Origin of the sequence: Rhodoferax fermentans (genome assembly GCF_002017865.1) — a bacterium.
GTDB classification, from domain to species: Bacteria; Pseudomonadota; Gammaproteobacteria; order Burkholderiales; family Burkholderiaceae_C; genus Rhodoferax; species Rhodoferax fermentans.
Genome location: NZ_MTJN01000002.1, coordinates 3,774,976 through 3,796,821, shown reverse-complemented (window position 1 = coordinate 3,796,821; position 21,846 = coordinate 3,774,976). Strand labels below are relative to the sequence as shown.

At 60.1% G+C, this 21,846-nt stretch carries 21 protein-coding genes, 1 tRNA gene, 1 pseudogene and 3 riboswitches; of the genes and pseudogenes, 12 read left to right on the top strand and 11 right to left on the bottom strand.

What is annotated here, in order from left to right:
- Window positions 1-152: 152 nt before the first annotated feature.
- A complete protein-coding gene (locus RF819_RS17700; protein ID WP_078366190.1) occupies window positions 153-1,910 on the top strand; it encodes a methyl-accepting chemotaxis protein in 1,758 nt (585 codons plus the stop codon).
- Between the two features lie 173 nt (window positions 1,911-2,083).
- Here the strand turns inward: RF819_RS17700 and RF819_RS17695 are convergent, their stop codons facing one another.
- The 5 genes from RF819_RS17695 to RF819_RS17675 all read right to left on the bottom strand — a co-directional run bounded on the left by RF819_RS17695 (window position 2,084) and on the right by RF819_RS17675 (window position 6,555).
- The gene (locus RF819_RS17695) at window positions 2,084-2,920 is read right to left on the bottom strand and encodes a UDP-2,3-diacylglucosamine diphosphatase (RefSeq protein WP_078367033.1); all 837 of its coding nucleotides are present in this window, start codon (window positions 2,918-2,920) and stop codon (window positions 2,084-2,086) included.
- 44 nt (window positions 2,921-2,964) lie between these two features.
- Window positions 2,965-3,471: a peptidylprolyl isomerase gene (locus tag RF819_RS17690; protein WP_078366189.1), complete on the bottom strand. Its 507-nt coding sequence runs from the start codon at window positions 3,469-3,471 to the stop codon at window positions 2,965-2,967.
- A 3-nt stretch (window positions 3,472-3,474) separates the two neighbouring features.
- Window positions 3,475-4,161: a peptidylprolyl isomerase gene (locus RF819_RS17685; protein WP_078366188.1), complete on the bottom strand. Its 687-nt coding sequence runs from the start codon at window positions 4,159-4,161 to the stop codon at window positions 3,475-3,477.
- Complete coding sequence (locus tag RF819_RS17680; protein ID WP_078366187.1) at window positions 4,158-5,402, bottom strand: L,D-transpeptidase family protein; 1,245 nt, start codon at window positions 5,400-5,402, stop codon at window positions 4,158-4,160. The genes RF819_RS17685 and RF819_RS17680 overlap by 4 nt, the downstream gene beginning before the upstream one ends.
- A gap of 64 nt (window positions 5,403-5,466) precedes the next feature.
- Complete coding sequence (locus RF819_RS17675) at window positions 5,467-6,555, bottom strand: L,D-transpeptidase Cds6 family protein (protein WP_078366186.1); 1,089 nt, start codon at window positions 6,553-6,555, stop codon at window positions 5,467-5,469.
- A 207-nt stretch (window positions 6,556-6,762) separates the two neighbouring features.
- On the opposite strand from RF819_RS17675, the gene cysS reads away from it, so the two are divergent.
- The 7 genes from cysS (at window position 6,763) to xerD (ending at window position 13,385) form a co-directional block, all read left to right on the top strand.
- The gene (gene cysS / locus RF819_RS17670; protein WP_078366185.1) at window positions 6,763-8,154 is read left to right on the top strand and encodes a cysteine--tRNA ligase; all 1,392 of its coding nucleotides are present in this window, start codon (window positions 6,763-6,765) and stop codon (window positions 8,152-8,154) included.
- A 44-nt stretch (window positions 8,155-8,198) separates the two neighbouring features.
- Window positions 8,199-8,849, top strand: a complete 651-nt coding sequence (locus RF819_RS17665) for a DNA-3-methyladenine glycosylase family protein (protein WP_078366184.1) — start codon at window positions 8,199-8,201, stop codon at window positions 8,847-8,849.
- A gap of 89 nt (window positions 8,850-8,938) precedes the next feature.
- The gene (locus RF819_RS17660; RefSeq protein WP_078366183.1) at window positions 8,939-9,913 is read left to right on the top strand and encodes an acetyl-CoA carboxylase carboxyltransferase subunit alpha; all 975 of its coding nucleotides are present in this window, start codon (window positions 8,939-8,941) and stop codon (window positions 9,911-9,913) included.
- Between the two features lie 96 nt (window positions 9,914-10,009).
- A complete protein-coding gene (gene tilS / locus RF819_RS17655; protein WP_078366182.1) occupies window positions 10,010-10,960 on the top strand; it encodes a tRNA lysidine(34) synthetase TilS in 951 nt (316 codons plus the stop codon).
- A 26-nt stretch (window positions 10,961-10,986) separates the two neighbouring features.
- Window positions 10,987-12,258, top strand: coding sequence for an aspartate kinase (locus RF819_RS17650; protein WP_078366181.1), 1,272 nt, complete (start codon window positions 10,987-10,989; stop codon window positions 12,256-12,258).
- A 42-nt stretch (window positions 12,259-12,300) separates the two neighbouring features.
- Window positions 12,301-12,393 (top strand) — tRNA-Ser (locus RF819_RS17645).
- 65 nt (window positions 12,394-12,458) lie between these two features.
- Window positions 12,459-13,385, top strand: a complete 927-nt coding sequence (xerD, locus tag RF819_RS17640; RefSeq protein ID WP_078366180.1) for a site-specific tyrosine recombinase XerD — start codon at window positions 12,459-12,461, stop codon at window positions 13,383-13,385.
- An 11-nt stretch (window positions 13,386-13,396) separates the two neighbouring features.
- Here xerD and RF819_RS17635 read toward each other — a convergent pair whose 3' ends face one another.
- The gene (locus RF819_RS17635) at window positions 13,397-14,659 is read right to left on the bottom strand and encodes an EAL and HDOD domain-containing protein (protein ID WP_078366179.1); all 1,263 of its coding nucleotides are present in this window, start codon (window positions 14,657-14,659) and stop codon (window positions 13,397-13,399) included.
- Between the two features lie 25 nt (window positions 14,660-14,684).
- Window positions 14,685-15,554 carry a ferritin-like domain-containing protein gene (locus RF819_RS17630; RefSeq protein ID WP_078366178.1) on the bottom strand — a complete coding sequence of 290 codons (870 nt, stop codon included), beginning with the start codon at window positions 15,552-15,554 and terminating at the stop codon, window positions 14,685-14,687.
- Between the two features lie 52 nt (window positions 15,555-15,606).
- On the opposite strand from RF819_RS17630, the gene RF819_RS17625 reads away from it, so the two are divergent.
- Together RF819_RS17625 and hslO are read left to right on the top strand one after the other, a co-directional pair.
- Window positions 15,607-16,131, top strand: coding sequence for a gamma carbonic anhydrase family protein (locus RF819_RS17625; protein ID WP_078366177.1), 525 nt, complete (start codon window positions 15,607-15,609; stop codon window positions 16,129-16,131).
- Between the two features lie 18 nt (window positions 16,132-16,149).
- Window positions 16,150-17,136 (top strand): Hsp33 family molecular chaperone HslO, encoded by a 987-nt coding sequence (gene hslO / locus RF819_RS17620; RefSeq protein ID WP_078366176.1) that lies wholly within the window; start codon window positions 16,150-16,152, stop codon window positions 17,134-17,136.
- 8 nt (window positions 17,137-17,144) lie between these two features.
- On the opposite strand, the gene RF819_RS17615 is transcribed toward hslO, so the two are convergent.
- From RF819_RS17615 to bluB, 3 genes are read right to left on the bottom strand one after another with little or no spacing between them, the layout of a single operon-like run.
- Window positions 17,145-17,471, bottom strand: a complete 327-nt coding sequence (locus tag RF819_RS17615; RefSeq protein WP_078366175.1) for a cell division protein ZapA — start codon at window positions 17,469-17,471, stop codon at window positions 17,145-17,147.
- Window positions 17,468-17,725 carry a DUF904 domain-containing protein gene (locus RF819_RS17610; RefSeq protein ID WP_078366174.1) on the bottom strand — a complete coding sequence of 86 codons (258 nt, stop codon included), beginning with the start codon at window positions 17,723-17,725 and terminating at the stop codon, window positions 17,468-17,470. Before RF819_RS17610 ends, RF819_RS17615 begins: the two co-directional genes overlap by 4 nt.
- A gap of 50 nt (window positions 17,726-17,775) precedes the next feature.
- Window positions 17,776-18,558, bottom strand: a complete 783-nt coding sequence (bluB, locus tag RF819_RS17605) for a 5,6-dimethylbenzimidazole synthase (protein WP_078366173.1) — start codon at window positions 18,556-18,558, stop codon at window positions 17,776-17,778.
- Window positions 18,559-18,603: 45 nt separating this feature from the next.
- Window positions 18,604-18,791: riboswitch (cobalamin riboswitch) on the bottom strand.
- A gap of 10 nt (window positions 18,792-18,801) precedes the next feature.
- Window positions 18,802-19,038, top strand: a riboswitch (cobalamin riboswitch).
- A 332-nt stretch (window positions 19,039-19,370) separates the two neighbouring features.
- Here bluB and RF819_RS17600 point away from each other — a divergent pair.
- Together RF819_RS17600 and RF819_RS21795 are read left to right on the top strand one after the other, a co-directional pair.
- Window positions 19,371-20,252 carry an ABC transporter substrate-binding protein gene (locus RF819_RS17600; RefSeq protein ID WP_078366172.1) on the top strand — a complete coding sequence of 294 codons (882 nt, stop codon included), beginning with the start codon at window positions 19,371-19,373 and terminating at the stop codon, window positions 20,250-20,252.
- A gap of 167 nt (window positions 20,253-20,419) precedes the next feature.
- A pseudogene (locus RF819_RS21795) lies at window positions 20,420-20,573 on the top strand (IS5/IS1182 family transposase); the annotation flags it as partial.
- Between the two features lie 24 nt (window positions 20,574-20,597).
- Here the strand turns inward: RF819_RS21795 and RF819_RS17595 are convergent.
- Window positions 20,598-21,362 carry a cobalt-precorrin-6A reductase gene (locus RF819_RS17595; protein ID WP_078366171.1) on the bottom strand — a complete coding sequence of 255 codons (765 nt, stop codon included), beginning with the start codon at window positions 21,360-21,362 and terminating at the stop codon, window positions 20,598-20,600.
- A gap of 185 nt (window positions 21,363-21,547) precedes the next feature.
- A riboswitch (cobalamin riboswitch) is annotated at window positions 21,548-21,754 on the top strand.
- The last annotated feature ends 92 nt before the right edge of the window (window positions 21,755-21,846 follow it).

The window sequence follows — 21,846 nt, the reverse complement described above, 5'->3', positions numbered from 1 at the left end:
GTGTGCCAATAGCGGTAGTTTTTGGCAGCTGGCCCTTGGTGTCCCCACATCGCCCGACACGCTGGCTTTGAGAATGGCGCAAACCCTGCAAGAATCGTGTGGCAATCAGAGTTCTGAGAATCCACATAAAAAGGCGACAAGGTCCAACCATCATGAACCACTTAAAAATCTCCACGCGACTGACCCTTGGTTTTGCGGCCATCACACTGGCTTTTCTGGTGTTGTCCGGCTTTGCTGCATGGCGCATGCAGCAGGTCTTGCAGGCCACCGATCTGATGGAAACCGAGACCGAGCTGCTGGACCTGGCAGAAAAGTGGCAGGGCGATGTTCGCCAGAACTCGGCCCGTTCCTTGGCGGCGGCCTACTCCCCCGGCACCGCCATGTTCGATTTTTTCAAAGACGACATGACCGCCACCAGTGCCGGGACCACCGCGACACAGAAAAAATTCCTGGAGTTGTCCAAAAACGAAGCGGCGCTCAAGCGCGCTGCTGACGTGGGTGAAGTGCGCAAAGGCTATCTGGCCACGCGTGAACAGGTCAATGCCATGAAGGTGGCGGGTGATGACGCTGGTGCCCAGGCCCTGGTGCGCGACAAGCTGGTGCCAGCCACGGCAGATTACATCCGCGTGACCCAGGCTTTGGTTGACGGACAGATTAACCATGTTCGTCAGATCAACCAAGACATCGAAGCCATCTTCGAACAACTCTACCTGGTCGGTGGTGCCCTGCTGGCCCTGTGTGTGGGCATCGCTGTTTTTGCCAGCTGGAGCATCTCGCGCGGCATTGCCCAAGGCATCACACTGGCCAGCAGTGCCGCCGAGCGTTTTGGGGAAGGGGACTTGAGCCAGACCCTGCCGCAGGACGGCCAAGACGAAATCGCCCACCTGTTACAAGCCCTCTCCAAAATGCAGGCCAATCTGGTGGGGGTGGTTCAACGTGTGCGCCAAGGCTCCGAGTCTGTGGCCACCGCCAGCTCCGAAATTGCGCAGGGCAACCACGACCTCTCCAGCCGCACCGAGTCCCAGGCCAGTGCCCTGGAAGAAACCGCTGCCAGCATGGAAGAACTCTCCTCCACCGTCAAACAAAACGCCGACAACGCACGCCAGGCGAATCAGTTGGCCATGAACGCCAGCAGCGTCGCTGCACAAGGCGGTGAGGTGGTGGCCCAGGTGGTCGATACCATGAAGGGCATCAATGAAGCGTCACGCAAGATCAGCGACATCATTGCGGTGATTGACGGCATCGCCTTCCAGACCAACATCCTGGCTTTGAACGCCGCAGTGGAAGCCGCTCGGGCCGGTGAACAAGGCCGTGGCTTTGCGGTGGTGGCCAGTGAAGTGCGCAGCCTGGCCGGACGCAGTGCCGAAGCTGCCAAAGAAATCAAGACCCTGATCAACAACAGCGTTGAACGTGTGGAGCATGGTTCTGCCCTGGTCGATCAAGCCGGCACCACCATGACCGAGGTGGTGACCTCGATCAAACGGGTGACTGACATCATGGGCGAGATCAGCGCCGCCAGCACCGAACAAAGTCAGGGTGTGAGCCAGGTGGGAGATGCGGTGACACAAATGGACCAGGCCACGCAGCAGAATGCGGCCCTGGTGGAGGAGATGGCGGCAGCCGCCAGCAGCCTCAAAAGCCAGGCGCAGGACTTGGTGCAGACGGTGGCGGTGTTCAAGTTGGGAGCGGGGGAGGGGCTTGGAGGCAAAGGTGTGTTGTCCGCAACGGCGCCTGCACCGCAGATCCAAGCGGCCTCCCCGCGTCCCGCCCTGAAGCCGGCCAGTCGCAGTGCTGCGCCAGCGCGTCTGAATGCAGCCAACCCGACCCCAACGCCCGCCACCGCAGTGAGCACCAAATCGGCCCCGACGCCCGCCACCGGGTCAGCCGACTCGGACTGGGAGACCTTCTGAACCGATCTCCAGGTGAGACCCCAGCTGTGCATCACATGCTCTTGAATTGAGAGTAGGTAACGCTTGTAAAATAAGGCTGATGGGCCTTTTTTACTTGTCCTTATTCCGTGTTGCGGGCTAAGCTGCGCCTGGGTATTTGTCAACGCCGCCGAAGGGAGCAACTCAGGAGATGGCTAGATCGGCGGTGTTTGAGACCCGGGTGTCCAGCGTAACGGTGTGGCCCCAAGGCCCAGACGCAGCACTTCCAGCCGGGGCGGTGTGGCACCGGCGTCCCAGTCGCTGAGCACCAGCCGGTGTTTGGGTGTGTCCGCTGTCGGGTTCAGGCAGTGATCTGCTGGTTTGTGGGTGTGGCCGTGGATGAGGGTGCTGGCCTGTGCTGCCTGTAACCATTGCAGGGCAGCCGCTGTGTCCACATCGGCATAACTGACACCGCTGTTTTTGCGGGATTCACTTTGCTCGCGCAGGCTGCGTGCGATCGCCAGACGCTCCGCCAGCGGTTTGGCCAAAAACTGTTCGCGCCAGGCAGGAGTGCGTACCTGGCTACGAAACTGCTGGTAGTCGGTGTCGTCCAGACACAGGGCGTCGCCGTGGGACAACAGCCAGCGTTGCTCGTCAAACACCAACACGGTCGGGTCTGACAGCAGGGTCATGCTGCAGGCCGCTGCAAAACTTTCACCCAGCAAAAAGTCGCGGTTGCCATGCATAAAAAACACAGCCATGTGCTGGGACGCTTCTGCCAGCAGCTCTTGGCATTGGGCTTCAAAGCCCGGTGGCTGACCAGGGAGCGGCTTGGCCACATCGTCACCCACCCAGACCTCAAACAAATCGCCCAGGATCAGCAGCGCATCGGCGTTGCTGTTGCGCAGGTAATGCCGCCAGACCTCGAAGGTGGCCGCTTCACCGGCTTGCAAATGCAGGTCAGAGATGACCTCGACACAGCGCCAGTGCGCTGGGGCGATGAGCTCCGGCCAGCTGGCGCTGTTCAAGCTGGCCGTGACGGGGCTCGGCATGTTGGCCTGGGGCGACACAGCGAGCCGACTTTCGCAGAGCAGGTTTACAGCGCCACAGCCTTTTCGATCACCACGTCTTCCACCGGCACGTCGTCGTGGTAACCGCGGCGGGCGGTCTTGACGGCCTTGATGGCGTCAACCACTTCCTTGCCGGCCACCACTTTGCCAAACACTGCGTAGCCCCAGCCTTGCTGGCTGGGTGCGGTGTGGTTCAAAAAGCCATTGTCAGCCACATTGATGAAAAACTGGGCGGTGGCCGAGTGCGGGTCACCGGTGCGGGCCATGGCCACGCTGTAGCTGAGGTTTTTGAGGCCGTTGTTGGCTTCGTTGGTGATCGGTGCGTCGCAGTCTTTTTGCGACATGCCGGGTTCCATGCCGCCGCCCTGGACCATGAAGCCAGGAATCACGCGATGAAAGATGGTGTTGTTGTAGTGGCCCTTGGCCACATAACTCAGAAAGTTGGCCACCGTTTTAGGCGCTTTGTCCTGGTCGAGTTCAAGGGTGATGACGCCGTGTTTGGCAATGTGGAGTTCGACTTGGGGGTTGCTCATGATTTATTTCACCAGGGTTGCAGAGTTGATAAGAATGGGCGTTTTGGGAACGTCCGTGGGGAAAGGTCCGCCCGAGCCGGTCGGTGTTGACTTGATTTTCTCAACAACCGCCATGCCCGAGATCACCCGGCCAAACACCGTGTAGCCATACAGTTGGCTGGCACCCAGCAGGCTGGCACGAGGTGTATTTTCATAGACACGACCTTGGTACTCAAACTTGGGCACCGGATCACCCGGCGGAATCAGCACCGGGTCCAGAAAAGCGTTGTCTTTGACATTGATGAAAAACTGGGCTGTGGCCGACTGCGGGTCATTGGTGCGGGCCATGGCCAGCGTGCCGGTCACATTGCGCGGGCCACCTTTTTCAAGCGCCTGGCGCCCTTCGTGCACCACGGGTGCTCGGGTGGGTTTTTCAGCATATTTGGCGTCATAACCACCACCTTGCACCATGAAGTTGGGGATGACGCGATGAAAAATGGTGCCGTCGTAGTGTTTGTCACGCACGTACTGCAGAAAGTTGTCAACCGTCTTGGGGGCCTTGTCGGGGTAGAGTTCCACCACAAAGTCCCCCGCCGAGGTGGCGAACTTGACCTGTGGCAGCGTCTCTGCTGCTGCCTGACCTGCTGTCAAAAAGAGAGCTGTAGAGGCAATAAATACAAGGGCTAGGGCGCTTTTTTTCTTGAAGTTCATAACCGGGTCCCTTCGTAAATGATGGTCCACTGACCGGCACGGTGCGACCAGTACTGGCGTTTGCTGGTGCCGGTGCGCTGGCCTGCGGCCACTTCACCAAAGGTCACCACCATGGTGTCTTCCTTGTCTTGCCAGCGCAACATCGACAAGTCCTTGAGCTGCAGCTCGCGGCCCCGTGTTTGTGCCACCTCACGTGCCAGCACTGTCTGCCAGTCCCCACGGTTTTTGCTGCCGTTGCTGAAGTCGTTGGCGTAAAAGCTGGTGAGTTCTGCCAGATTGCCGCTGGATTTGGCCTTGCGCCAGGCGTTCAGACGCGCTTCAAAAGCGCCCGATTGGGTACTGGCGTGGTCTTGCGGCACCCAGTTGAGCTGCTTGGCAATCACCACTGGGGTGCTGCGGATGGCCACCGTCTGGATGATGTACTGCAGGTCTGGGTTGGCCAGCACCACACAGCCATCACTGGCCAGTGGTGGCCGTGAAAACTGGTCCGATGGTGTGCCGTGTAACCAGATGCCACTGCCGGTTTTGCCACGCCGAACATCGAGCATGTTGGGGTAGTTGATGGGCAGGGCGCCGACGCCGTAAAAGTCTGTGAGCGTTTTGGGATCCAACTGGCTGGTGATGAAATACACCCCCAATGGGGTGCGTTGGTCACCCTCGGTGTTTTTTTCGACCCCCAGCTTGCCGACCGAGATGTAGTAATCCGCGATCAAGGTCAGGCCGCTGGCCCGGTTTTCAAACAGGTACAGGCGCGAGCGCGCCGCATCCACCGCAATGGCGTGTTTGACGGCGCGTGACAGTCGCACAAATTCAGCCGGTATATGCCCTTCGGGTGGGCGCTCTTTCAGAGCTTTGAGGCGGGCTGCCGACTCGGCACGCAAGGAGACCAGCGCCGCCGTATGGGCCTTGAGCTGGTTGGCTGGTACGTCGCCAAAGCTGGTGACCGGCCGTGTGCGCGAGGACAACAAGTCGCCATACACCAGCTGGGCCAGCGCGAAGTTGGGGTAGTCCTTGACCAGGCGCTGCGCCTCGTCGAGCGCGGTGCGGGTGTCCGAGCGGCCAATCAAGCGGTAGATCTGGATCAGACGCGCCTCGGCCAGACCTTCCTTGTCAGCTGGAGCGGGGACGGCGGTGCGGGCCACCGCAGGTTTGGGCTTGGCTGAGGTGCTGGCGTGGCTGGACGGCAGGTACCAACCAGCTAAGCACACGCAGCAAATGGCACTGAGAACTTTCAAGGACATGCGATGGACAGGCACATCAGGTGCCCCGTGACGGAGATGCCCGCAGGCAGAATGACAAATGGCTTCAACGACCCGTTGATTCCCGCGTGATCAGCCAGGCCGAGCCCACCTTTTTGAGGTTCAGGGTTTTGGGGCTCGCTATGGAGAGGCTGTCAGCCTTGTAGGCCTGGCGGAAACTGGCCACGGCCTGCTCGCCATTGACCCGGATGTTCAAGTCGCTGAGGGTGACGCTGATGTTTTTCTTGCCGACGATGCGGTCACGGCGTTCTTGTTGCCAGGCGGCACGTGACTGTTTACCCGGCGGTGCAAAGTCCGGGCTGTAGGCCTTGAGGTAGGCATCCATGTTTTTGCTGGCCCAGGCTTTGGCCCAGGCCTGTACAGCTGTCTCGACCGCTTTATGGGACTCGGCGTTGCCAGCCACTGATGTTGTGGCTGCGTTGCTGGCGGCAGGGGCATTGGTCGCAGCTGTTGCGGCCGGGCTGGCGGCTGCTGCCACCACGGGCGCAGCAGGTGTCACGGCAGGTGTAGCCGGGGCCACAGGCTTGGCCGCTGGTGCTGCAACGGGTTCTGGCGCGGGTTTGGCTGGGCTTGAGGCCGCGGCACTCACCACCGCAGTACGGTTGTTGGCCAAGTTGGGTTTAAAAACATCACCAATCAAAGCCAGCTTGGGCGGCACAGCGGCAGCGTTGCCGTCGAGCTGCAAGGCCTTGTTGTAGGCCTGGCTGGCCAGACGCGCATACACATCACCGAGGTTTTCATGGGCGGTGGCGTAGCTCGGGTTGGTGCGAATCGCCATCTCGAGTGCCTGGCGTGCCTTGTCGTACTGGCCTTGCCCGGCGTACAACACGGCCAGGTTGTTGTAGGGCTCGGGCAGCTCCGGGTAGTCCTGCGTCAGCTGGGTGAAGGTGGTGACCGCATCGGCTGTTTTACCCAGGTTGCGTTGGATCACACCTTTGAAAAAGCGCATTTGCGGGTCGCCCGGTTTGCTGGCCAGGTAGTTGTCGACCCGGGTCAGTGCCTCGTTGAACTTGTTGGTGCGCACCAGCTGACTGACATCGGCGTAGTCGTCCGCATAGGCGTTGGCGGCCACACAGGCGCCTGCCAGAACCAGCAAACGAAGCGATTTGTAAAGGGCGTTGGGAGCCTGTTTCATGGACACTGTGGTTTGAAGAAGTGAGATGGAGGCCGCGAAACCGGCGGGAGCTGACAGGGCTTTATACTGCTTTCCATTGTAGCGGAGGGTCTGCTTTTAAAGCGTTTGACGGATCAGCCTGATCTGGACGAGCTACCTCTGGCGCAAGCCACCGCCCCAACAACATCGGCTTTGACCGCAGCCACCTGACCTGAATCTTTGACATCCATGAGTTTGCGCATTTTCAACACGCTCTCGCGAGAGCTGGAACCTTTTTCCCCGATTGAGCCCGGTCACGTGCGCATGTATGTGTGTGGCATGACGATTTATGACCTGTGCCACATTGGGCACGCGCGCATGATGATGGCTTTTGATGTGGTGCAGCGCTGGCTCAAGGCCAGCGGCTACCGCGTCACCTATGTGCGCAACATCACTGACATTGACGACAAGATCATCAAACGTGCACTCGAGCGTGGTATCCCGATCCGCGCGCTGACCGACGAGATGGTGGCCGCCATGCACCAGGACATCGCCTTGCTGGGCATTGAGCCCCCCACGCTGGAGCCGCGTGCCACCGAACATGTGCCGCAGATGCTGAGCCTGATCCAGCGCCTGGAGGCCAAGGGCCTGGCCTACCAAGCCAGCAGCGGTGATGTGAACTTTGCGGTGCGCAAATTTCCCGGTTACGGCAAGCTGTCGGGCAAATCGCTTGACGAGTTGCGCGCGGGTGAACGCGTGGCGGTGCAGGACGGCAAGGAAGATCCGCTGGACTTTGTGCTGTGGAAAGCCGCCAAGGCCTCCGAGCCCGAGGATGCCAAATGGGATGCCGCCGCTCTGGGCTACGCCTATGGCACGGGTCGTCCCGGCTGGCATATTGAATGCTCGGCCATGAGTTGCCAGGCCCTGGGTGAAACCTTTGACATCCACGGCGGCGGTGCGGACCTGCAATTCCCGCACCACGAGAACGAAATCGCCCAGAGTGAAGGCGCCAGCGGCCAGCCGCTGGCCAAATTCTGGGTGCACAACGGGTTTGTGCGGGTCGACAACGAAAAGATGTCCAAGAGCCTGGGCAACTTCTTCACCATCCGTGACGTGCTGGTCAAGTTTGACCCCGAAACCGTGCGCTTCTTCCTGCTGCGCACGCATTACCGCACCGCGCTCAATTACAGCGATGTACACCTTGACGACGCCCGCAGCGGCTTAAAGCGCCTGTACACCGCACTCGATCTGGCCACGCCCGAAGCGGTCAACATCGACTGGGCCGAGCCTTTTGCTGCACGTTTTAAAGCAGCCATGGACGATGACTTTGGCACACCCGAGGCGGTGGCGGTGTTGTTCGAGCTGGCCACCGAGGTCAACCGCAGTCGTTCACCTGTTTTGGCGGGTTTACTCAAGGCCCTGGGCGCGTGCCTGGGCTTGTTGCAAGGCGACCCCAAAGCTTTTTTGCAGGCTGGTGCGGGGCTCGATGAGACCGCGATCGCTGCGCTGATTGCCCAGCGCGCCGCCGCCAAAGCCGCCAAGAATTTCGCCGAGGCAGACCAGATCCGCCAACAGTTGCTGGCCCAGGGCATTGTGCTGAAAGATTCGGCAGCCGGGACGACCTGGGAAGTGGCCAAGTGATGGTTTCTATGTGTTTTATGCCTCTGGCCCTTGTTGAATAAGCGATGGCTGCTACAGAATTATTGGTGATCGAAACGCTCGCGCCGACCTATTGGGCTGACGCCTGCAAACACCTGATGAAAAAGGACCGCGTGATGAAGCGGTTGATTCCTCAGTTTGGCCAGCACTGTCTGCAAAGTCGGGGAGATGCTTTTGTCACGCTGGCGCGCAGTGTGGTCGGGCAGCAGATTTCGGTCAAGGCCGCGCAGACCGTCTGGGACCGTTTCGCCGCACTCTCCGAACACATCACACCGGCGCAGGTGCTCAAACTCAAGATCGATGACATGCGTGCCGCGGGCTTAAGTGCACGCAAGGTGGAGTACATCGTTGACCTGGCCTTGCACTTTGACAATGGTGCGGTGCATGTGGACGCCTGGACCGGTATGGACGACGAGGCCATCATTGCCGAGCTGGTCGCCATCCGCGGCATTGGCCGCTGGACGGCTGAGATGTTTTTGATCTTCCACCTGATGCGCCCGAACGTGTTGCCGCTGGACGATGTGGGCCTGATCAATGGCATCAGCAAGTGTTATTTTTCGGGTGATGTGGTCAGCCGCAGCGATGCCCGTGAGGTGGCGCTGGCCTGGGCGCCCTACCGCACCGTGGCCACTTGGTATATTTGGCGCTCGTTGGACCCCCTGCCGGTCACTTACTGAGCGGCCTTAAAATAGGCCGTTGTTTTTCCTGATGAGCCCAAGCCGGTGCGCCGGATGGCAGCCATCCCAACAGATGACATGGAGCTTTTGTGGCTAAAAAAACATTCCTGGATTTTGAGACCCCGATTGCCGAGCTGGAAAACAAGATCGACGAGCTGCGTTATGTGCAGACCGAGTCAGCGGTGGACATTTCGGCTGAAATCACCCAGCTGGCCAAGAAGAGCCAGCAGCTCACCAAAGACATCTACAGCGACTTGACGCCCTGGCAGATCACCAAGATCGCCCGCCACGCCGAGCGCCCGTACGCGCAGGATTACATCAACGAGATCTTCACCCATTTTGTGGAACTGCACGGTGACCGGCACTTTGCCGACGACCTCAGCATCATTGGTGGACTGGCGCGTTTCAACGGCACACCGTGTATGGTGATTGGCCAGCAAAAAGGCCGCGACACCAAGGAGCGTGGCCTGCGTAACTTTGGCATGAGCAAGCCCGAGGGTTACCGCAAGGCTTTGCGCTTGATGAAAACCGCTGAGAAGTTCAAGCTGCCGGTGTTCACCTTTGTCGACACGCCTGGCGCTTACCCCGGCATTGACGCTGAAGAGCGTGGCCAATCCGAAGCCATTGGCCGCAACATCTTCGAAATGGCGCAGTTGGAGGTGCCGATCATTGTCACCATCATTGGCGAAGGCGGCTCAGGCGGCGCGCTGGCGATCTCGGTGGGCGACCAGGTGCTGATGCTGCAGTACTCGATTTATTCGGTGATCAGCCCCGAGGGCTGTGCCTCCATCCTCTGGAAAACCTCCGAGAAGGCGCAGGACGCGGCCGACGCGCTGGGCATCACCGCGCACCGCCTCAAGGCCCTGGGTGTGATCGACAAAATCGTCAACGAACCGGTCGGTGGTGCGCACCGCGACACCAAACAGATGGCGACTTTCCTCAAACGTGCCCTGACCGACGCTTATCGCCAGCTCAGTGACCTCAAAACGCCCGAGCTGCTGCAGCGCCGTTTTGACCGGCTGCAGAGTTATGGCCGTTTCACTGACATCAAACCCGGCAAATAAGCCGGTGCTGGGTATCGCCCCGGACCAACTCCGGGGCGAACTGCTTGAACCCACTGTGGTCACCAAGCCATCCGCATTCCACTTGTTGCCACACCCATGACCTGCTCCTTTGAGCAAGCCATGGCGACTTTTCAGCCCACTTTGCCGCTGGTGGTGGGCTACAGCGGTGGCGCGGACTCCACCGCCTTGTTACTGGCCTGCGCCCAGAAATGGCCGGGGCAGGTCAGTGCGGTGCATGTGCACCACGGCCTGCAGGCCGCCGCAGACGATTTCGAGACCCATTGCCGACAGGTGTGTGCCGCGCTCAACGTGCCGCTGACCGTGCAAAAAGTGCAGGCCCAGCCGCTGCCCGGGCAAAGCCCAGAGGATGCCGCCCGGCGCCACCGTTACAAGGCTTTTGAGGCGCTAGCCCTTATGAATCAAGGGCAACCAGCTATGCTCTCCATAGCACTCGCCCACCACGCGGACGACCAGATCGAGACCTTGTTACTCGCCCTGAGCCGGGGCGCCGGGCTACCGGGTTTGAGCGCCATGCCGGCCACCTGGACACGTGCTGGCATCTCTTACCACCGCCCCTTGTTGCGGGTGAGTGGTGCCGAGTTGCGGCGTTGGCTGGCCGGGCAGGGGGCGGCTTTTGTGACCGACCCCAGCAATGTGGACGAGCGCTATACCCGCAACCGCATCCGCGCGCGTGTGTTGCCAGCCTTGGAGGCCTGTTTCCCCCAGTTTCGTGACACCTTTGCCCGCAGCGCCGCACATGCCGCCCAAGCCCAGGCTTTGCTGCTGGAGGTGGCAGCAGAAGATTTGGCCCAGGTGGGTGTGCCACCGCGCATCAAGGCTTTGCAGCTTATGAGTCGGCCCCGGCTGGCCAATGTGCTGCGGCACTGGCTGCTGAGTTGTCACCAGGCTACCCCCACCGCCGCCCAGTTGGACGAGCTGATGCATCAGATTAGCGCATGCCGCACCCGGGGTCATGCCATGCATCTGAAGGTCGGTACAGGCTTCTGTGAGCGGCGTGGCCCAGAGTTGCATTGGTACAATCCCTGAGTTTTTAACGCCTCTCACACCCCAACATGTCCTTGATTGTTCATAAATACGGCGGCACGTCGATGGGCTCGACCGAGCGCATCAGCAATGTCGCCAAACGCGTTGCCAAATGGGCACGCGCCGGTCACCAGATGGTGGTCGTGCCCAGTGCCATGAGTGGCGAAACCAACCGTCTGCTGGGTCTGGCCAAAGAGCTGGCCCCGTCCAGCCTGACCGATGCTTACTACCGCGAGCTTGACATGCTGGCCGCCACTGGCGAGCAGGCCTCCAGCGCTTTGCTGGCGATTGCCCTGCAAGCGCAGGGGCTCGAATCGGTCAGCTACGCGGGTTGGCAGGTGCCGATCCGTACCAACAGCGCCTACACCAAGGCGCGGATTGAGTCGATTGACGACCAGCGTGTGCGTGCTGATCTGGCCGAAGGCAAGGTGGTGATCGTCACCGGCTTCCAGGGGCTGGACGATCTGGGCAACATCACCACACTGGGTCGCGGTGGCTCGGACACCTCCGCGGTGGCGGTGGCCGCCGCCATGAAGGCCGATGAATGCCTGATCTATACCGATGTGGATGGTGTCTACACCACCGACCCGCGTGTGGTGCCCGAAGCCCGCCGCCTGCAGACCGTCAGCTTTGAGGAAATGCTGGAGATGGCCTCGATGGGCTCCAAGGTGCTGCAGATCCGTTCGGTCGAGTTCGCCGGCAAGTACAAGGTCAAGCTGCGGGTGCTGAGCAGTTTCACACCCTGGGATATTGATATCGTTGAAGAAGCCAAGTCTGGCACGCTGATTACTTTTGAGGAAGATGAAAACATGGAACAAGCCATTGTTTCCGGCATTGCGTTCACCCGTGATGAGACCAAGATTTCCGTGCTCGGCGTGCCCGACAAGCCCGGCGTGGCCTACCAGATCCTGGGTGCCGTGGCCGACGCCAATGTCGAAGTCGACATGATCATCCAGAACATCAGCAAGGATGGCAAAACCGATTTCAGCTTCACCGTGAACCATGGCGACTATGCCAAGACCATGGATCTGCTCAAGAACACCGTGGTGCCCAAACTCGGCGCGCAAGAGGTGGTGGGTGACACCAAGATCTGCAAGGTGTCGATTGTTGGCATCGGCATGCGCAGCCACGTGGGTGTGGCCAGCACGATGTTCCGCGTGCTCAGCGAAGAAGGTATCAACATCCAGATGATCTCTACCAGCGAGATCAAGACCTCGGTGGTGATCGACGAAAAGTACATGGAACTGGCCGTGAAAGCTTTGCACAAAGCTTTTGGTCTGGATCAGGCACCTGTTCGTTAAAAACAGCCCCAAGTCGTGACATAATCGCGGCTCTGAATTTCAGGAAACGTGACCGAGTGGCCGAAGGTGCTCCCCTGCTAAGGGAGTATGGGGTGTAGAGCCTCATCGAGGGTTCGAATCCCTCCGTTTCCGCCAAATCCTAAAAGCCACCCTTCGAAAGATGGGTGGCTTTTTTGTTGTCCCGCCAAGGAGCGTGCCCCATGCCAACCCGCCCAGTGCCCTCAAGCTTGCCACCGGACCCGGTGATCGACAGCTTTGTGGATGCCTTGTGGCTCGAAGATGGCCTGTCCAAAAACACGCTGATGGCGTACCGGCGAGACCTCACCCTGTTTTCAAGCTGGCTGGTTGCGCAAGGCCGCCAACTGGTACAGGTGACGCAGGATGACATCAACGCCTATTTTGCGGCCCGGCATGCCCACACCAAGGCCACCACGGCCAACCGGCGTCTGACGGTGTTGAAACGGTTTTTCCATTGGGCGCTGCGTGAACATCTGGTCAGCGCTGACCCCACTTTGAAGATGTTGTCGGCCAAACAGCACCTGCGCCTGCCCAAGACCCTGACCGAGTTCCAGGTCGAGGCCCTGCTGGCCGCGCCCGACATCAGTAACGCACAAGGGGTGCGTGACCGCACCATGCTGGAGCTGATGTACGCCAGTGGCTTGCGGGTGAGTGAGCTGGTTTCGCTGCGGGTCTTCAACATCAGCCTGAGCGACAACGTGCTGCGGGTGTTTGGCAAGGGCAACAAGGAGCGCCTGGTGCCTTTTGGTGAGGTGGCCAGCCTGTGGCTCCAGCGCTACCTGGCACAGGCGCGTGGCGAGCTGCTGGCAGGGCACAGCACCGATGATCTGTTTGTGACCCACAAGGGGCCCACACCCGGCACCGCCATGAGCCGGGTGATGTTCTGGATGCTGGTCAAAAAATACGCGCTGGCAGCGGGCATCCACTCACCGATGTCGCCACACACCCTGCGCCACGCGTTTGCCACACATCTGCTCAACCATGGTGCGGATTTGCGCGCGGTACAGATGCTGCTGGGGCATGCCGATATTTCGACCACCACCATCTACACCCATGTGGCGCGTGAGCGATTGAAAGTGTTGCACGCGCAGCACCATCCACGCGGCTAAGGCCGGGTGGATCAGGCGGTGATGTTGTCGGACCAGGCCAGGGCTTGCAGGTGTGCCCAGTTCACCTGGTCTCCGGTCAAATGCAGGGAGATCGCGGTTTCTGCAAACAGGGTGTCGTCGGCGTTTTCACAGGCCAGGGTGAGTTGTAAAAACGGTGCCAGCACCCCCTTGTTGTGCAGCAGGGCATCGGTCACCGACTGTGGCAGCGAGATCGATTCGAGCGCCTCGCGCATCGGCATGCCCAGCATGGTGTCGAGCAGCGAGAAGATGCCCACCACAAAGGCGTTGTCACATTCCTCAGGTGGTAGTAGTTCTGCCGCCAGCAGTTCCATCAGGCGGCCGCGCACCACAGCGGCGTAACCCACTGCGGGCGTGGCACCTGCTGCACCTGAGGTGGTCATCAACAGGGCCGCCCAGCGGAACAGTTTTTTGAGGCCCAGCAACATCACCGCATGGCGGAACGAGGTGATCTCACAACTCAGACCAAAACCGGCCGAATTGATGAAACGCAGCAGGTTAAAAGACAGGGTCGGGTCGTGTTTGAACACCTCTTCGATCTCGGCCGTGCTGGCCTGGTTGCGCACCAGGTTGATCAGGTGAATGATCGCCGCCTGGGCCGGGCGGATGGTCTGGCCTTTGACCAGAATCGGGCGCGAAAACCAGTAGCCTTGAAACAACTTGGCACCGGCCGACAGCGCCGCTTCATAGTCCTCCTGGGTTTCAATTTTCTCCACCACCAGTTGGATGCCGGGGTGTTCAGCCAGGCCTCGGACGATGGTTCTGAGTTGATCGGTGGAGACCCGGTTGTTTTCGACCTTGACAAACGATGCCAGCGGCAACCAGTTGGCATAAGCGGGTGACATCACGGTCTGGTCAAAAGCGAGCCGGAAGCCACGCCGATGGACGTCGATCATGGTTTGCAGGAAGGTTTCAATGTCTTCCGGTTCCGACTGGTCTTCGGGCATGGGAGGCACTTCCAGTACCACGCGGTCCGGCTCAATCAGTTCAAGGTGGCCGCCTGCCAGGGTGCGGTGGGTGCAATTGATAAAAATGGTCTTGCTGGTGTTGCGCATTTCGCTGTCGGCGTTGGACAGCAGGTTGAACAACAGCGCGGCATCACTGGCCGCTGAATAGGTGCCGTTGGTCAGCGAGCGGTCAAACAGCTCATAACCAAAGACTGTGCGTTTGGCATCCAGAATGGGTTGTCGAGCAATCGCCATGGAGGAACTCGTGGTGCTTGGGTTGGTATCAGGTCGCTTGGGGGAGTCGGACATGGAAAAGCCTTAAAAAATTCGGGGGTCAGGCAGCCTGCGGTGTACCACACAACGCAGTCAGCTCGGCCTCAGTAAAACCGGCAGCACGCCGGGCAGAGAGGTTGAAGGGGCCCTTGAGCACCGGTGCGGTATACCGTTGTGCCAACTGGGTGTAGGTCAGTACAGGGTCCAGGCCACGTTGGGCACACAGGGCAGCGTACCAGTAGTTGCCCGTGGCCACATGACCAATTTCGTCGCGCAGGATCACATCCAGGATAGCCGCAGCCGCCTGGTCACCCACCGACACCAGCTTGTTGCGGATCGCGGGTGTGACATCCAGCCCCCTCGCCTCCAAGGTACGTGGCACCAGGGCCAGGCGGGCCAGCAGATCGTCCTGCGTTTTGGCTGCCATGTCCCACAAACCATCGTGTGCAGGAAAATCGCCGTAGGCGTGGCCCAGAGAGCGCAAATGGGCTTCCAGCAACTGAAAGTGCAGGGCCTCTTCCACCGCCACCTGCCACCAGTCGCGGTAAAAAGCCTCGGGCATGTTGGGAAAGCGCCAGACGATGTCGAGTGCCAGGTTGATGGCGTTGGCTTCAATGTGTGTCAGCGCGTGGATCAGGCTGGCTCGGCCTTGCGGCGTACCTACCGCACGCTTGGCCAGGGCGCTGGGTTGAACCAGCTGCGGGCGTGGTGGGCGTCCTGGCACGCCCAAGGGTTCTGATAGCTGCGTCCCGGTATCCAGCGGCCAATCCTGTACCTTGAGGGCTCTCACGGCCTGGGCTTTGTCCTGTGTATCAGGCAGCAACAACAGCCGCAGGGCTTGGGCGCGCAAAGACGTTTCTGACGCCAGTCCATCAGCCAGAGGCTGTTTGGGCGAGCTGCCTTGGCATGGGTCCGTGCGGGGCAAAGTCATGGTGGGTTTCTCAATCCTACAATTCTAGGTATCTAAAACGTGAAAGAGACCTATGGCAGTGTACGAAGTTGATGGCATCTGCCCCACGGTGGCCAAGTCCGCCTGGGTGGCCGACAGCGCCCAGGTCATGGGTGATGTGGTGCTGGCCGACGATGTGAGTATCTGGTTTGGTGTGGTGGCGCGCGGCGACACCGCCCCCATCCGCATTGGTGAGCGCAGCAACATCCAGGACTTGAGTGTGTTGCACGCCGATGTGGGCCAGCCCCTGACCATTGGTGCAGGTGTGACGGTGGGGCACAAGGCGGTGTTGCACGGTTGCACCGTGGGAGACAACAGCCTGATCGGCATCGGTGCGGTGGTGCTCAACGGCGCCAAAATTGGCCAGGGTTGTCTGGTCGGTGCCGGTGCCCTGGTGACCGAAGGCAAGGTATTTCCAGATGGCTCTATGATCCTGGGCAGCCCAGCCAGAGTGGTGCGTAACCTCTCACCCGAGCAATTGCAGGGCTTGCGCCAAAGTGCTGACCACTATGTGGCCAACGCCCGGCGCTTTCAAGCCAGCTTGCACAAAATCGCCTGATTTTCCTAGGAACCCAACTTGTCTGAAATTCATAAATTCCTGTTCGATGGCCTGCCAGTGCGCGGTGTCTTGGTGCGCCTGACCGATGCTTGGCGCGAGATTCTGAGCCGCCGTGCCGCCAACACCACCCACGGGGCCTACCCGCAGCCCTTGCAAAACCTGCTGGGTGAAATGACGGCAGCTGCGGTGCTGATGCAGTCCAACATCAAGTTTGATGGCGCTTTGGTGCTCCAGATTTTTGGTGATGGTCCGGTCAAACTGGCGGTGGTGGAGGTGCAGCCCGACCTGGGTCTACGTGCCACGGCCACACTCAATGGCACCTTGGATGCCGAGGCCAGTCTGAGCCAGATGGTGAATGTGGACAACCTGGGCCGGTGTGCCATCACGCTGGACCCGCAAAACCGCCAACCCGGCCAGCAGCCCTACCAAGGGGTGGTGCCCTTGTTTGGTGACCAGCATGAAAAGTTGGAGAAGCTCAGCGATGTGCTGCAGCACTACATGCTGCAAAGCGAGCAGCTGGACACCACCCTGGTGTTGGCCGCTGACGACCAGGTGGCCGCCGGCCTGCTGATCCAGCGCCTGCCGATGCAGGGTGTGGGTAACCTGGCGGGCACGGCAACACGGGCGCCCGAGGATGACATCGGCCTCAACGAGGACTACCAGCGTATCGCGATCCTGGCGTCCAGCCTCAAACGTGAAGAACTGCTGACGCTGGACGCCGACAGCATCCTGCACCGTCTGTTCTGGGACGAGAGTGTGCTGCGGTTCGAGCCTTTGACAGGTGACAAGGGGCCGCGTTTCTCATGCACCTGTAGCCGCGAACGGGTCAACCGTATGCTCTTGAGCCTGGGTGCACCAGAGGTCGAAAGCATCCTGCAGGAACGCCCGGATGTGGAGGTGGGGTGTGATTATTGCGGCCAGCAATACCGCTTTGATGCGGTGGATGCCGCTCTGATTTTTCGCCAGCCGGAGCAGTTGCCGCCCAGCAGCCCCGAGGTGCAGTAAGCGCTGCTTCAGATCAGGCGGTTGTCCCGGTTCAGCGCCTCATCCAGCCGGGCCAGCAAGGCCCCCAGCTTTTCCGAGGGCTGGCTGCTTGGCTGGGCAGGCGTGTTATCAGCGCCCGCCAGCGCCTGACGTGCACTCTGGTCGGTCAAGTCAAATGCCAGGTTCAAGGCCGCCAGCACCGCAATACGGTCACGGGCGCGCACTTTGCCACCATCACGGATCTTGCACATGGCGGTATCGACCCGCTCCACCGCATCCAGCAGGCGTGCATCACCGCCGTCGGGGCAACCCAGCAGGTAACTCTGGCCCATGATCTGCACTTCCAACTGCTTCATGCTTCACCCCGCGATGCCGCCGTCTTGAAGGCCGGTTTGACGGTGCTGCTGCCAGCCTCTTGCGGCAGGCGTTCCAGCAAAGCATCTACACGGGCGCGTGCCGCGCCCAGGCGCGATTTAAGCGAATCCCGCTCCTGGGTGAGCGTGTCAACCTGCTGGTTGAGCAAGGCATTGGTGCGCATGAGTTCTTCATAACGCACCAGCAGGCGTTCCACACGTTCGGTGATTTGGTCGATTTGGGTCAGGTCCGACATAGACGCGCATTGTAGGGTTTGCCGAGCTGGGCCGGGCTCCCGCTGTGCCTTCAGCAGAGGCTGTCAGCGTTTACAAGGGGAGGGTTGGCGCCGCAAGCCACGGCCAACGCTTCCTCGCGCTGCAGGTGTGCCACCAGCGCCTGCTGGTCGTCGCGTTGGCCCCAGCTGTCAAAGTAAAGCACGTCCTGGATCGGCAGCCGTGGCAACCAACCCGCCGTTTCCAGCTCTGGCTTGTCCTTGAAGTGGCTGACATAACCGACACACAGGTAGGCAATGGGTGTGATGTGGCTGGGGATGTCCAGCGCATCCCGCAGCGCGCTTTCGTTGAAGATGCTGACCCAGCCGACGCCAAGGCCTTCGGCACGTGCCGCCAGCCACAGGTTCTGCACCGCACATACGCTGCTGTAGAGGTCCATGGTGGGGATGTGGGTGCGCCCGATCACCACCGGGCCGGTGCGGGCGCGGTCACAGGTGATGCAGATGCCCACGGGTGACTCCACAATGCCTTCGAGTTTGAGCGTCTGGTAAGTGGCGCGTTTGTCACCCTCAAACATCTGAGCGGCCTGCTTGTGGGCCACCTCAAAGGCCTCGTGCACCCGACGCTTGACGGCATCGGACTTCACCACCAAGAAATTCCACGGCTGCATGAAGCCCACCGAGGGTGCGTGGTGGGCGGCGGTCAGCACGCGGCTCAGCACCTCGTCGGGTACGGGTTTGGGTAAAAACTGGCCGCGCACATCGCGGCGTTTGAAGATGGCTTGGTAGACCGCTTCGCGGGCCTCCTGGCTGAAAGCGTGCTGGTCTTGAGTGGCTGGTGCCGAGATAGATGTCATGACATTCCCCTGTCTGGTGAAACAAAAGCGCTGCCTGGCCGTGCAGCGTGTGATGTTTTTCAGGCCGGTCTTCTGACTTGGAATCATCTGAACCACGCACCTTCCCGGCTCGCGCCAGTGGCATACAACGTGGTTCATCATCCTTACAGCGTTGGGCACGTGGCGGACTTGCACCGCCTTCCCGATTCTCCCGAAACCTGGCGGTTGCGAGCACCTGAAGGCGACGATCATAGCCGAGCGCCCAGCTAAAATTGAGCGGTTGGTGCTCGCGCGGCGGTTCACATCGCGCAGTTCAACGGGAAGCAGGAGGGGGCGGCTTGAACGAGCTCAACCTAAGCTGCGCTGCCCCCGCAACGGTAAGTGGACGAACCTTTTCGGTTCTACTGCCATCAAGGCCACTGGATGTCGTGACAGACATTTGGGAAGGTGATGGCGGTTGACTCCACCAGCCCGGATACCGGCCAACACGGTGGCTGCAGACTCTTAAATAAGAGTGTGCAACCGTGCCGCCCATGCACTGTCGGGGAGGACGGTGAGGGCACTTTGATGCTCGCTTTGCCATGATCAACTCTGCCTGTTCCTGTGTACCCACGTGTACCGCTGCGTTTGGCTGCGCCGATGACCCGAAGCCGTGTCCCAAACGCTTGGCGTGTCATCTGCTCTAGTCTATGGGTTGAGGGTTAAATCATGATCTAGCCATTATGAATAAAGGGCAGGAAGCTATTTTTTGTGAAGCAAATTTTGTCACACCACCATGGGCTGGTGTGATAGCTGACTCGGGGAGATGTCTCGTGATCCGTTTGTTTTGTCTGATGCGTTTGTTGGTTGTTTGTGGTCTGCTGGGGATGTGCTTGCCGGTGCTGGCGGCGGTGGAGGTGACGGACTACCGGGGTGTGCGTGTACGTCTGGAGAAACCGCCCCAGCGTGTGGTGAGCCTGTTGCCGTCATTGACCGAGACTGTGTGTGAACTGGGTCAATGTCAGCTGTTGGTCGGGGTGGATCGTTATTCCAACTATCCAGAACGGGTGACGCAACTGCCGCGAGTGGGCGGTGGGCTGGACCCCAACATTGAGGCCATCGTGGCCCTGCACCCCGATGTGGTGTTGATGGCCAATACCTCGCATGTTGCCGAGCGGCTGCAGGACCTGGGTCTTAAGGTACTGGTGCTGGAGCCCAAGACCTTGGCCGATGTGCGCACAGCGATCCTGACCCTGGGTGAGTTGCTCGCGGTGTCCAATGCGCAGCAGGTCTGGCGTGCCATCGACGCAGGCTTGCAGGCAGCAGCGCAGTCTTTGCCGCCAACGGTCAAAGGCCTGCGGGTGTATTACGAGGTGGGTCAAGGCCCTTACGGCGCCAGTGAAAGCTCGTTCATCGGCGAAATTCTGACCAGCTTGGGGGTGAAGAATATTCTGAACGCCCGTCTGGGGCCGTTCCCCAAACTCAACCCCGAGTTCATCGTACGTGCCAATCCGGACCTGATCATGACCGTTGAGAGCAGTGCGACCGACCTGCTGCAACGCCCGGGTTGGCACAGTATTCGAGCCCTTCGTGAAGACCGTGTCTGTGCTTTTTCACTGGATCAGACCAATGCGCTGGTGCGACCGGGTCCACGACTGGCAGAAGCTGCCCGGCTGATGGCACAGTGTCTGGGTCACAAGGCACCTGTTGCCTCTGCCAAGAAGGCGCAGCCTTGAGGACGTCCCGACCGTGTTTGCTGTTGTTTAGCGAAACGTTGCTTGGGTCCCAACCTGGCCCGTGATGTGCATATTGCCTGGCATCACTGGTGGAAGATTCAGATGGAACGACAGGCTCAGGCCATCGTGGCAAATCGGAGCTGTAAGTTTTGTTGCTAGCCCAAGCGGGTGCCGCCCCCAAGGCTAAAAATTCACCAACCAGCGCAGTCGCCTGGCTGGCGTGGTCGATAAAGTAATTCGCGTCAAGATCCGCTCATGTGTGGACATGTGTTTGCTGTAATCCAGCGCCTGTGGGGTTTTGGCAAGGTGCGTTACCGGGGGTGTGAACTGCCCGACAAGAGCATCTCAGTGATGAGGTGTTGTGGCAATCCACTGCAGTACCTCGTTCACAGCGCCCGCCGTCTGGCGTGGTGGGACAAGTGGCCGCTCAATCATGATCACCGGTAAGCCCAGTTCACGTGCCGCTGTCAATTTGGCCTGCGCGCCAACACCACCTGAGTTCTTGGAGACCACGCAGCTGATACGGTGTGTCTGCATCAAGGCTCGGTCGCCTGCAACGGTGAAGGGGCCCCTGTCGATCACCACATGGCCCTGTTGGGCGGGCAATTGTTGTATCGGGTCGACCAGTCGCAACAGATACCAATGTTGTGTGCAGACTAAAAATGTGGACAGCTGCTGGCGCCCAATGGCCAGAAAAACGCGTGCCGGTTTGGCGGGCAGGGCCCGGACAGCGGCAGCCAGGTCGGGCACGTGTTGCCAGCGGTCGCCAGCTTGCGCATGCCAGGCTGGCCGCTCCAGTGCCAGCAATGGCACCCCAGTCGCCGCACAGGCTTGCACGGCATGGGTGCTCATCTGCGCAGCGAAGGGGTGGGTTGCGTCCACCACATGGCTGATGCGCTCGGTCAGCAACCAGTTTTGTAAACCTGCCACGCCACCAAAACCGCCCGTGCGAGTGGGCAGGGGCTGGGCAATCGGTGCATCGGTGCGTCCTGCATAAGAAAAAACGGCGTCGATGCCCTGTTGTGCCAGAAGCTGCGCCAAACGACTGGCTTCGGTGGTGCCGCCCAGCAGGAGCACGCGTGTTCCGTCTGAGACCTGGTGGTCAGTCATGGTGGATATCAATGAAGTTGGCCGACATGGTTTGGTCAATGTTAGTCGCTTGAAGCAGTGTCTTTTCGACAGGGCGGTTTGCTACGCCGTTGAACCCCGCGCTGGCACTGCAGAGTAGGGTAGCGGCCGAATGGACCCTGCGTCACAAGCCTGATGTGGAGGTCTGCACCTGAGCGTCGGGTGCTAAACTGATTTGGCCTCAGGGTTTCTTGCCCAACAGCAAGAATGAAAAGGGAACGACAGAAGGGTTGTGACACAACCCATTCTGTGGCTGCCCCCGCAACTGTGATCGGCGAGTTTGAAGTTCATCATGTCACTGGCTTAACGCTGGGAAGACAGACCTCAAACAAGGACCCGAGAGCCAGGAGACCTGCCTTGAGGTGATTGACCTATGTAATGGGCGGGGTGTCCCTGTGCGAGTGTCGTTTGTTCAACGCAACGGGTAACTCCGTGCAGTTTCGCTGCTGCGTCAATGATTGCTGGC